Origin of the sequence: Marinomonas pollencensis, from assembly GCF_003387375.1 — a bacterium.
Taxonomy (GTDB): domain Bacteria; phylum Pseudomonadota; class Gammaproteobacteria; order Pseudomonadales; family Marinomonadaceae; genus Marinomonas; species Marinomonas pollencensis.
In genome coordinates this window covers 1-11,743 of sequence record NZ_QUNG01000023.1, presented here as the reverse complement: position 1 = coordinate 11,743, position 11,743 = coordinate 1, and the positions used below count along the sequence as shown (strand labels likewise).

Here is an 11,743-nt window from a genome sequence, read left to right as displayed (position 1 = left end):
AGCATCATCGAAACGGCAAAAGCGAATGGTCTTATTCCTTATGATTATCTAGTAAAGCTCTTCGAAGAACTGCCCAAAAGACAGGCTAACGACAGTCTTGATAATCTTCTGCCATGGAATGTCCAGCGCCTCTAGGTGGGGACGCCCGGACGCTCACAATGTCTCAGTACGCTCCAGTGAAATAACTTCGGCACCAAAGTGGTCTAGCAGTTCTTTTATTGCATCCCGAGCGACACTGGAGTGCTCATACACACCGATACGCTTGCCTTGCAACATATCGTCAGGAAACAAATTGGTATAGCGCGTTTTGAATAACTCCGTCGCTATGTTGTTTACAGCGGGTAATATCGCTTGTTCAACTTGCTCCGCTAAAGCTGTGGGAAGAGAAACGTCACCTTCCATAATCGCGGCTTCGTCTGCTTTACTGATCTCCCCATCTGGGCGATAAAACTTAATGCCATTGCGATCAAAAGGAATATGACTTCCTGTGACCATCACTGCAGGTATCGCGTTTTGCATCCCATAAAACGCCAAAGCAGGGGTCGGTAAGGCACCGCAATAAATGGTTTCTGCACCATGGGCGTCGATGGCCGCTAAGCAGGCTTTAGCAATGTCCGGACTGCTTGGGCGTAAATCGATACCAACAGCGACTTGCTGACTACCTGGGCAAACCCTTTGCAAGAAGGATGAAACAAAGGCAAAACACAATTCAGGCGTGAGGTCAGTGACCAAGCCCCGAACATCACTGGTGCCAAAAGCCACATTTTGCTCTTGGCTAAGTTGATTAACGAAGATTTTTTTCATGGCTAAAGTATCCACGTTGTTAACGCCCATAACGATCACTGAAGCGCACGATATCGTCTTCTCCCAAGTAACCACCCGATTGTACTTCGATCAGTGCGAGTGGAATTTTTCCTGGGTTTTCTAGGGCGTGTACGACACCCACTGGAATATAAGTGGACTCGTTTTCTGTCAGCAGTAACTCTTTATCACCAAGCTGCACTTTGGCTGTACCCGATACTACGACCCAATGTTCAGCTCTGTGGTGATGCATCTGTAGGCTCAGTTTTTCACCTGGTTTCACTGTGATGCGCTTTACTTGATGGCGATCACCAAGATCCACTGTTTGGTATGTCCCCCAAGGGCGATGTACCGTGGTGTGATGCATGTGTTCATCACGACCTTCTTCTTTAAGTCGCTTCACCACCTTTTTGACATCTTGGGCGTTGTTTTTGTTCATCACTAATACAGCATCGGCCGTTTCAACAATGACAAGGTTATCTACTCCAACCGCCGCCACTAAGCGAGATTCAGCTCGCACTAGACAGTTGTTTGTGTTTTCTGCCATTACATCACCCAGTAGCACATTTTGCTCTGCGTCTTTGTCGGCATAATCATACAAGGCATCCCAAGTGCCTATGTCGCTCCAGTCACCAGCATAGGGAACCACTTTGGCATTCTTAGTCGGCTCCATCACTGCGTAATCAATAGACATTTCGGGACAAGCGGCAAAGGCGGCCGCATCAATACGCACAAAGTCCATGTCTTCGCTTCGACCTTGATAAGCCACCTTCACTGCCTCTGAGATATCACGACGATAAGTCGCCAGTTCAGATAAATACGCCTTTGCTTTAAACAAAAACATACCACTGTTCCACAGGTAATCACCGGAATCTAAATAAGACTGAGCGGTAGTTTCGTCTGGTTTTTCCACAAACTCCGCCACGGCAAAATCAGCGCCTGAGCGAATATAGCCATAGCCGGTTTCTGCTCGAGTTGGTTGTACACCAAATGTGACAAGGCCATTGCTCGCTGTAAGATCCGACGCCTGCTGAATGGCTTTTTCAAAAGCTGAAACATCACGGATAACATGATCGGCTGGCAGCACCAGTAACAAAGCATCATCCAAGCCCTTGTGCTGAGCTTCTAGTGCGGCCAAGGCAATGGCTGGTGCGGTATTACGCCCTTCTGGCTCAAGTAGAATACTTGCTTGAACCACTCCTATGTCTTGTAATTGCTGAGCAATTAAAAAGCGATGAGACTCGTTACAAACAACTATAGGGGAAGAAAAGGCGAAGGACTCCGTGCGTAGCACGGTGTTTTGTAACAGACTAAAATTGGCGTCGACCAAGGGCAAACATTGCTTAGCATAATACTCTCTAGACACAGGCCAGAGACGACTGCCCGAGCCACCAGATAAAATCACGGGGATAATTTTCATAAAAAGCCTTCGTAGAAAATAACTTTTAGAAATAATGAAGGTTTCTTAATCGATTTATACATTATTCCAGTAACTTTTATACATTGACATTTTTCTAGATATGCTTTTCCCCAATATCTTGTAATGTTTTCCTAGCTTATAACCTATAAATTTAGCAAGCGAGGAAAAAATTGAAGACAGTAGCCATTTATACTCTTTTTTAGAAAGCAAATACTTAATCTGGTCTAATGCGAAAGAAAAACCTTTTCCTTCAACTGGCCCAAGCTCTTTTAGAATCCAAGGCTGTGTTGCATGAAAAACACCAATATCAAAATAACGGCTAAATTCTTCTTTTACAGCATAATTATGAGAATGCATCACTTCTGCAGTTGATTTATAAGCTACTTTATTACCATGAAAAAGAGCTTTAGCAGCTACGTATACATCTTCGCCTAAAATTAGATTGTTAGGGAAACCACCAATTGAACGAAGAAAGTCAGTACGATACGCAGAAAAGGAATTTGAAAAAAAAGATTTTTGAAAACCTTCTGGGTAAGCGTCATTAAGGCTCGTTATATAGCTTTTTTTCTTGTAATTTCTATATCTTGCATGTTGTGCTAGAGGATTAGCATTGATATGAGGTAACTGTCTCCCATAAACGCATTGAACAGATTCATCTTCATCAAAAACAGATATAAGTTGCTCAATAGAGAACTTATCAACCAGTAATGCATCCTGGGTGAGAAAAACAACAAACTTTGTGTCAATATCATTTAATGCATTAGAACGCGTTCCACCATGGTCGAAATTTTTACTTTCGATGACCTCAACATCTACGCCGAAGCTTTCAGATATTTCTCTCGTACCATCACTAGAAGATGAATCAATAACCTTTATTCTATAAATAGCAGGCTCTTGATCAACGAGTAAGCGCAATGCTTCTTTCCATAATTCGCCACCATTATAAGTAGGAATCACTACCGTTATATCCATATACATCACTCGTTTAGCTTTATTAATACTTTATCTAATGCCTTACACCAATTAGATGGCATCAAATTGATTCTACTTATCGCAGATAAGTCCATAACAGAATACCTAGGTCTTTCAGCTGCAACCTTATATTGTTCGGATCCAATGACATTTAATTTCGGGAAGTTCACAATTAATTGAAATCGATTAGCTTTAACAAGAATAGCTCTTGCAAAACCATGCCAACTTGTCGGGTTATCACCAGAATAATGATAAGTCCCCCACTCTAGTCGACCATTTTTTTCATATTGTTCACATAAGTTTAAAATAGCTTCTGCTAGATCACCTGCGTAAGTGGGACACCCATACTGATCTGCCACCACACTGAGTTCATTACGCTCAGTACCTAGACGAACAATAGACTTTACGAAATTATTGCCGTACTCACTAAAAACCCATGAAGTACGAAGAATAATATGATCTGTCATCATCGACCGAATAACTTTTTCGCCAGAAAGTTTCGTTTTTCCATATATACTTTTAGGGTCTGTCGTGTTGTTAAGTGTATATGGTTCGACTGCTTCACCATCAAAAACATAATCTGTTGATATGTGAATCAAAGGCACGCCTAAATCAGAAGCTGCTTCAGATAAAAATTTAACTCCTGTACAATTAACTAAAAAAGCTTTATCTGGTTCAGACTCCGCTTTATCAACAGCTGTATATGCGGCAGCGTTTACTATAATATCTGGTGTAATACGACGTGTTATTTCAAATACTTTATCTCTTTGAGTAATGTCTAACTCAGTAGAAGAAAAAGCAAATAACTCATGCTGACAATTTAATAAAGTATCTTGAAAACATCTTCCTAACTGACCGTTTTTACCAGTAAGTAGTATTCGCATAATTTACTACCTTAAAAATCCTTAAGCTGCAGTCCAAACTTATCTTTATAAGACAAGATTGGCTCTATGCCTTCAGGCCACTCGATGGCGACGGTTGGGTCGTTCCACATGAGGCAGCCTTCGTCACTTGGGTCGTAGTAATCGGTGCATTTGTATTCAAAATCCGCCACGTCCGATAACACAACAAAACCATGGGCAAGACCTGGTGGTACCCAAAACTGGCGTTTGTTTTCTTCTGTTAGGTACACACCTGCCCACTTGCCGTAGGTTGGGGAGTCTTTGCGGATGTCTACTGCCACATCGAAGACTTCCCCACGAACAACACGGACTAATTTTCCTTGTGGGCGGGTCTTTTGAAAGTGTAAGCCACGTAGTACGTTTTTGCCTGAGCGCGAGTGGTTGTCTTGTACAAAATCCAAGTCTATTCCAAGCTGCTCTTTGTAACGTTCGGCTTGGAAAGTCTCTAAGAAGAAACCGCGCTCGTCGCCAAATACTTTAGGCTCTATAATGAAAGCGCCTTCTACGTCTGTTTTGATTAAGTTCATTTACTCACCAATTTTTAACTTGTTTGCCATTTGTAGTGAAAACCTATGTTCCAAAGCCCAAGTGCCAGGGCACAACCCCATCCTAGCCTTCCCCTTGCTTTCATTTTAAGGGAAGTGGGGAAGGAACAGGTTTTATTTGTAGCCGTCGGCGACTTTTAGTAGAAATTTGCCATAGCCGGTTTTCTTTAAAGCAGTACCGCGTTTTATTAGGTGTTCTTGTGTTACCCAGTTTTGGCGGTAGGCGATTTCTTCCAAACAAGCGACTTTTAGCCCTTGGCGATGTTCGACGGTTTGTACAAACTGGCCGGCTTCGAGTAATGAATCGTGGGTGCCAGTGTCTAGCCAAGCAAAGCCACGGCCGAGTACGGAAACGTTAAGATCACCGCGTTTTAAATAGGCGAGGTTGATGTCGGTGATTTCTAGCTCGCCACGATGTGATGGCTTAATGCTTTTGGCAATCTCAATCACGTCGTTGTCGTAAAAGTACAAGCCGGTGACGGCGTAAGGGGATTTTGGCAGTGTGGGTTTTTCTTGAATGCTGATGGCTTTGCCTTCGTCGTCAAATTCCACCACACCAAAACGCTCAGGATCATTAACATGATAGCCAAAAACTGTTGCTCCAGAGGCTTTGTTCATGGCGTCTTGTAACTTCAAAGAAAAATGCTGCCCAAAAAAGATATTATCACCTAACACTAAAGCCACATCATCTTCACCAATAAACTCTTCACCTATAATAAAGGCTTGAGCAAGACCGTCAGGCGTTGGTTGAATCGCATAGGTCAATTGAATACCAAAGCAGCTCCCATCACCTAAAAGGCGTTTAAAAGAATCTTGGTCTTCTGGGGTCGTGATGATAAGTACTTCATTGATACCCGCCAGCATGAGGACAGACAACGGGTAGTAGATCATCGGTTTATCGTAAACAGGCATCAGCTGTTTCGAGGTTGCTAAAGTGAGTGGGTGCAATCGAGACCCACTTCCTCCAGCTAAAACAATACCTTTTCTACCATTCATTACATTTCCTTTCTTATAAAGCCTAAAATTTAATAGGACCAAATCTAATACGTTTTTTACGTGGGTATATAATTAGTTACCCAGCCGACCTAATCTATACTCCCCGCCTAAAACTCTATTCCACCACTCTTTGTTCTCCAAATACCATTGCACGGTTTTCCTCATGCCGGTTTCGAAGGTTTCTTGTGGGTTCCAGTCGAGATCACGGGTCATCTTGCTGGCGTCTATGGCGTAGCGCACGTCGTGCCCTGGGCGGTCTTTCACAAAGGTGATGAGATCCCGATAGGCGTTTACGCCAGCGGGCTTGGTTGGCACCATTTCTTCCAACAGGTCACACAATATGTGTACAACCTCTATGTTACGTTTTTCGTTATGGCCGCCTATGTTGTAGGTTTCGCCATCTTCCCCTTGGGTGACCACTTTCACTAAGGCACGAGCGTGGTCTTCTACATAGAGCCAGTCACGAATCTGTGAGCCGTCACCGTACACTGGCAGGGCTTTGCCCGCTAAAGCGTTAAGAATAATGTGCGGCACGAGCTTTTCAGGAAAGTGATAAGGGCCATAGTTGTTAGAACAGTTGGTCACTATGGTCGGCAAACCATAAGTACGCTGCCAAGCACGAACTAGATGATCAGAACCGGCTTTGCTCGCTGAGTATGGAGAGCTTGGCGCGTAAGAGGTTTCTTCTGTGAAAAGAGGTAACGCTTCGCCTTTGGAGATTTCGTCTGGATGGGGTAAATCCCCATAGACTTCATCGGTAGAGATGTGATGAAAACGAAACGCGGCTTTCTTCCCAGGGGGTAGCCCAGTCCAATATTTGCGCGTGGCTTCTAGAATGGTGTAAGTGCCCACTAGGTTGGTGTGGATAAACGCCCCAGGGCCATCGATAGAACGATCCACATGGCTTTCTGCCGCCAGGTGCATAATAAGATCTGGCTGCTGTTCGCTAAAAACGCGATCTAACTCAACGGCATCACAAATATCAACCTGCTCAAAAACATAACGAGGCGAATGCAAAGCACTTGGGATGGATTCCGTATTGCCCGCATAAGTTAGCTTATCCAGGTTGACCACACTGTGGTCAGTGTCTGCCAATAAATGTCGGACCACGGCACTGCCGATAAAGCCCGCTCCTCCTGTTACCAATATCTTCACTTTTTCTCCTAACGTAAACAAAGCTACACTTTAAGCACTTAGATATTTGTTATTTGATTAATATCTATAGATTGATGAGCGGCATAATCATTAATAAAATTTCTTCTTAACTTCATCTCTATGCTGCTTCAATAATGGGTTCTCAGATGAGTTTTTAACTAAACGAGTAACTAGCGCTTTAGTATGCTTAGCATAAAGCGACTGTAGCCCTGCTTTAGAGTAGGATTTTTTCTGTTCTGACGTAAAACTTTTCGTTTTATGATGAAAAACATAAACCCCTGTCATAACAGCTGCCTGAAAGCCCAAACTATTCAGGCGAATAAAGAAATCATCTTCTTCACCATACCCTGTAGGAAAAGTTTCTTCATCGAGTAAACCAGTAGCCTCATAAACTTCTTTTCGCACAGCGTAACAAAAACCATTCAACAAATTCACTTTAACTAAACTAAGATCATCATTCGATGAACAAAGCTGAGAGTTAAATTGATTAACATCCATACCATATGGAAGTTTATTTATAGCTATTTTTCCAGTTTTATCCCGTAAATCTGGGGTATTCTGCCAACTACCTGCATTAGTGAGAGGGCCAAATGCATCTATATTAGGGAACTTCATTGAGTATGACTTTAGTTTACAAACAAAATCAACCGGTAACACTGTATCGCTATTTAAAACCACAATCATATTATTGTTAGCTAATGAGACACCATCATTAACCGTTCTTGTATACCCTTTGTTCACGTCATGTGTTAATAACGTTAATGGTATTTTAGATTGATAACTTACCAACACATTTTTCGCATCTTGGTCACTAGCATCATCAACTATAACCAGCTCAAAATCTTTATCAGTTTGCAAGACCAGCGAGTCGAGTAACTCTTTGACTTCTTCATGAGCATTATAAACTGATACTACTATCGAAATAGAGCTTTTACTTTTAGATGAAGAAATCAATTCTAAATCATGTAATTTTAATGCTTTAGCAGGTTCAAAAAAAGTTGGAGTTAAATAAGTACTCTTATCTACATGTCTAAAGATCTCAAAAATACTTTTATTAAACCTAGGTATTAAACTTCTATCATCTTCGCAATAAAAAACATTAAGGCCTTGATTATTCAATAAAGCGATCGGAAGAGAAATCTGATCCCTTCTAGAGTATCGAAACAAATCAAAATACCAATCCTGAAAAAACTTATCTACTCCGCTGCTTTTAATATCCGCTATGTAAACATTACTTTCAATTAAACTAACTTCGCTCAAACGTTCAGCACCATACTTAGACAAGTAAACCTGAAACTGGTTATCAATATCTCTATCAGTATCTTTAGATAATTTTTTACAAGCTGTTATTTCTTCTTCTAAAGTAGACCTTTCAGGGTGCTTAAAAAAACCCAATTGAGAGTTTTTTCTTTTCATCATACTGACATAATGAATTAGACTACCACGTACCAATAAATTAGAATCAACCCAAATCGTATAGTCATAACTAGATAGAATCTTATGAGGGTTTAACTTAACCCAGCGAGCGAGCCTAGTTGGGTCAGACTCATACTTATCTAAAAGTATTTTTTTAAATGGCTGTGGGACAAACAAACTTGCGTCATCTGTAAAAACAAAGTAATCAATATCTAAGTCAAAGAACTCTGGTAATTTAAAGTCTTCATACCCACCTGTGATAGCAGTAAAAAAAGCAATTTTATTATTTACACCTTTATACTTTAAATAATTATCAACTCTATATTTATGACCACCTTCAGCAATCGGTGTAAAACCATGTCCGATATACTTAATATTAGTAGGAACATACTTACCGAATAACCTTATAATTACTTTCTTTAACACCTTTTTCATACGACGCATTATAATAGAAACCTCTACTTCAAAATATTTTTAATCTTAACATAAAATTTAACAAAGAGATCATTCTTATATGATGAGATTTCTTTATTTTTAGAAACGACTTGCTCAGTCAAGATTTTCTTATCTAACTTCAGCTTATGAACATAAGACTCTGTATTAATATACTCTTTTTTAAAATTTAAATATTTATTAAAAATGATATTCCACTCCGTTTCTTTATCTGCCTCTATAAATTCAAAATATGAAAAATCGTCAATTATAGAAGCATCATCTTTAGCACAAAAAGACTCTACAACGTCATTCAACTCTTTATATCTATTCGGAAGAAAATCTATACTTTGCTTTTGGTGTCTCAAGTCACCTTGAATAATATCTGAAATTCTATTTCTATCAGGCATTGATGATAAAATGTTTTCTGAGAGTAAAAAAGCATGTATCTTCTCAGACACAGAAACAGGATTAGCATTAAGCTGCTCATAAGAAATAAAAAGAACCCTCTTGCCTTTTAAATTTTTTAAGGCATGTAGAACATAGTTATACCAAAGGGTCAACGAATAGCCTTCATCAAAATCATTTCGTTTATTTAAACTTGCAGCCACTTCTAATGGGTTTCTATGTATGAATATTACAGCTGATTTATTTTTAAAAGACCTTTCCCAAAGAGGAAAGGTTAGACACATTCGTGGTTCTTTTAAAAGGTAACTTTTTTTACCTTCGCTTTCAGTAAAAGCCTGTAGCTGACTATCTAATTTTTTAATTTGATCAACAATACCATCTTGAGTAACACCTTCCATTAACTCTAAATTAAAATTTGAGATCGTATCCCAATCACAATGAGCGCTAAACAGTATTTTGTCGTTCACATCTCTAACATCTCTGCGCTCCCAAAACCCCCTTGAATTCTGGGAGCTTGAGCCAATACTGTCTTCTTCTTTCCCAAAATATAAATCAAATAAAGTTAGCATCTCAGTAATTGCCGAGGAGCCAGAACGATGCATGCCTAAAACGACAACGGGGCTTTCATTGGAAATTTCCTGTGCTTTTTTCACATTACACCTTTTCAATTGAAAAACTGAGAACCTCTTCTTTTATGCCGTCACATATCGCATAAATAGAATAAGCGGAAGAAACATTCATCACTCCACCATTAAAGCGACTGTAATCAGAAAAATCTAAATCTGGATACATTTTTTTGTACTTCGGCGTAGCGGTGGGTGAGTCCAACTCAAAAAAATTAACATCATCATTTAACGTCTCAAAGAAAATAAGAGAATCTATCTTCCTATTTTCTAAATTAATAGCCACACATTCAAACTCAACTCTACCATTTTTATAGGATTCAATAGATATTTGAAAAAAATAATCTTCTTTAAACTTATAATCCACAACCTTAAGGCCATAAGTAGAAAAATTAGAGTTTATATTATATTCTGAAAAAATCTCAGAAGGCTTCCCTGTTTTTCGAACAACCCCCCCATCAATCCACACAACACGTTCAGCTAAGTTATTCACCTGCTTTTCGGAATGAGAAACTATTATCACGGTCATATCTGAGTTGATTTTATCTTCTAATACCCGCTCAGCCTTATCCTTAAAACTAACATCACCGACCCCGAGCACCTCATCAATCAACAACACATCAGGGGATAAATACATTGCAATTGAGAACGCTAATCTAGCCTTCATTCCTGACGAATAAGTTTTTACTGGATGCTCAAAAAAATCTTGTAACTCTGAAAACTGCTTTATCTTATCAATTAATCTTATAGTATTTTTTTTAGAATACCCTAAAAGCATACCACTTATTAAAGAGTTCTCTCTGCCTGAAAGGTTAGTATCAAACCCAGCAGCTAAGGCCATTAAAGAAACACTTTTGGTATGGTGAATTATACTTCCACTATCCGGCTTGATAATACCAGCCAACAAACGCAGAAGCGTAGATTTACCCGCACCATTTCTTCCTAAAATAGCGAGCGTCTCTCCCTTATAGACATCAAAACACAAGCCACTTAATGCCCAATACTTTTTACTTTTAAAGAAAGAAGTTTTTTGTTTATAGTAAACAGCAACATCCTTTAACTCAATAATCTTCTCTTTAGCAATCATTCCAAAACAACCCTAGACAGCTTATACTCAAATTTTTTATATAAAAAATAGGATAACAATAACAACACAACACTTATAAAGAAAACATAAAACATGAGACTAAAAGGTGGTGGAATACCGTCTACAAGCACATCTCTAAAACACCTTAAAATCACCGCCATTGGATTTATAAAGAACATTTCATGCAATTCTTCTGGAATGCTTTTGTAAGAAAAAAAGATACCTGAGCAAAACATCATAAACTGCAATAAAGCAGGTACTATTTGAGAAAGATCCCTTAAAAACGGAATCACGATAGCTAAGACAAGCGATACACTATAAATAAAAACCAATTCCATACAGACAATCAACACCAACCATAACCAATTCCCATCTAATGGAGCACCGTATATCAATGCATACAAAAACAGCAACATAAATACAAACACTTGTTTAAGACTATCTTGCAAGAGACAAGTAAGCGGAAAAAACACCTTTGGCACGTGAAGTTGGTTCATAAGTGATGCCCCCTTGCTTACGCTTGACATTGCCCTGTTTACAGATTTCGAAAACCACAACCAAGGGACCAACCCTGTCAGCAAGAAAGCCACATAGCGCTCATCCCCTCGATCAAGCAAAAAAGCAAACACAAAGTAATATGCTGCCATATGAAGCAAAGGTTCTATAATCCACCACGCATAACTTAACCTATTCACTGAAGCTTCTGATTTAAGGTTAAGAGTAGCTCTAACCCAAATCAACTCATACAAACGCAACTTATTCTTAAACATACTTTGTCTTAATCACTTACTTATTTGAAGGAGAAATGAACTTAATTTTATTATAGCGCAAATTCAGATAATAAGTGCACCACTCATGGTTGAGTAGGTGGCGAGAGATCAACTGCCCATGGGTGGTATTCTAACGTCGCCAAACAATTAGAGTATTACCATGAGCTATAAGCAGTTGATCGAAGGACAACGATACCAGATTCAAGCCTATTTGTA

Annotated in this window: 12 protein-coding genes; 1 reads left to right on the top strand and 11 read right to left on the bottom strand. The window is 39.5% G+C overall.

What is annotated here, in order from left to right; all coding sequences use genetic code 11:
* The coding region (locus tag DFP81_RS17780; RefSeq protein WP_147299451.1) for a transposase domain-containing protein at window positions 1-135 on the top strand (135 nt) is incomplete at its 5' end.
* 18 nt (window positions 136-153) lie between these two features.
* On the opposite strand, the gene DFP81_RS17775 is transcribed toward DFP81_RS17780, so the two are convergent.
* The 11 genes from DFP81_RS17775 to DFP81_RS17725 all read right to left on the bottom strand — a co-directional run bounded on the left by DFP81_RS17775 (window position 154) and on the right by DFP81_RS17725 (window position 11,527).
* Window positions 154-804, bottom strand: a complete 651-nt coding sequence (locus DFP81_RS17775; protein ID WP_181903137.1) for a phosphohexomutase domain-containing protein — start codon at window positions 802-804, stop codon at window positions 154-156.
* A 19-nt stretch (window positions 805-823) separates the two neighbouring features.
* Window positions 824-2,221: a mannose-1-phosphate guanylyltransferase/mannose-6-phosphate isomerase gene (locus DFP81_RS17770; RefSeq protein ID WP_115899233.1), complete on the bottom strand. Its 1,398-nt coding sequence runs from the start codon at window positions 2,219-2,221 to the stop codon at window positions 824-826.
* A 54-nt stretch (window positions 2,222-2,275) separates the two neighbouring features.
* Window positions 2,276-3,193 carry a glycosyltransferase family 2 protein gene (locus DFP81_RS17765; RefSeq protein ID WP_115899232.1) on the bottom strand — a complete coding sequence of 306 codons (918 nt, stop codon included), beginning with the start codon at window positions 3,191-3,193 and terminating at the stop codon, window positions 2,276-2,278.
* A gap of 5 nt (window positions 3,194-3,198) precedes the next feature.
* The gene (gene rfbD, locus DFP81_RS17760; RefSeq protein WP_115899231.1) at window positions 3,199-4,077 is read right to left on the bottom strand and encodes a dTDP-4-dehydrorhamnose reductase; all 879 of its coding nucleotides are present in this window, start codon (window positions 4,075-4,077) and stop codon (window positions 3,199-3,201) included.
* Between the two features lie 11 nt (window positions 4,078-4,088).
* Window positions 4,089-4,622, bottom strand: a complete 534-nt coding sequence (gene rfbC, locus DFP81_RS17755) for a dTDP-4-dehydrorhamnose 3,5-epimerase (protein WP_115899230.1) — start codon at window positions 4,620-4,622, stop codon at window positions 4,089-4,091.
* Between the two features lie 132 nt (window positions 4,623-4,754).
* Window positions 4,755-5,636, bottom strand: a complete 882-nt coding sequence (gene rfbA, locus DFP81_RS17750; RefSeq protein ID WP_115899229.1) for a glucose-1-phosphate thymidylyltransferase RfbA — start codon at window positions 5,634-5,636, stop codon at window positions 4,755-4,757.
* Between the two features lie 72 nt (window positions 5,637-5,708).
* Window positions 5,709-6,791 carry a dTDP-glucose 4,6-dehydratase gene (gene rfbB, locus DFP81_RS17745; protein ID WP_115899228.1) on the bottom strand — a complete coding sequence of 361 codons (1,083 nt, stop codon included), beginning with the start codon at window positions 6,789-6,791 and terminating at the stop codon, window positions 5,709-5,711.
* 90 nt (window positions 6,792-6,881) lie between these two features.
* Window positions 6,882-8,651 (bottom strand): glycosyltransferase, encoded by a 1,770-nt coding sequence (locus tag DFP81_RS17740; protein WP_115899227.1) that lies wholly within the window; start codon window positions 8,649-8,651, stop codon window positions 6,882-6,884.
* Between the two features lie 14 nt (window positions 8,652-8,665).
* Window positions 8,666-9,700 (bottom strand): sulfotransferase family protein, encoded by a 1,035-nt coding sequence (locus DFP81_RS17735; protein WP_115899226.1) that lies wholly within the window; start codon window positions 9,698-9,700, stop codon window positions 8,666-8,668.
* Between the two features lies 1 nt (window position 9,701).
* The gene (locus DFP81_RS17730; RefSeq protein WP_115899225.1) at window positions 9,702-10,757 is read right to left on the bottom strand and encodes an ABC transporter ATP-binding protein; all 1,056 of its coding nucleotides are present in this window, start codon (window positions 10,755-10,757) and stop codon (window positions 9,702-9,704) included.
* The gene (locus DFP81_RS17725) at window positions 10,754-11,527 is read right to left on the bottom strand and encodes an ABC transporter permease (protein WP_115899224.1); all 774 of its coding nucleotides are present in this window, start codon (window positions 11,525-11,527) and stop codon (window positions 10,754-10,756) included. Before DFP81_RS17725 ends, DFP81_RS17730 begins: the two co-directional genes overlap by 4 nt.
* Between the last annotated feature and the right edge of the window lie 216 nt (window positions 11,528-11,743).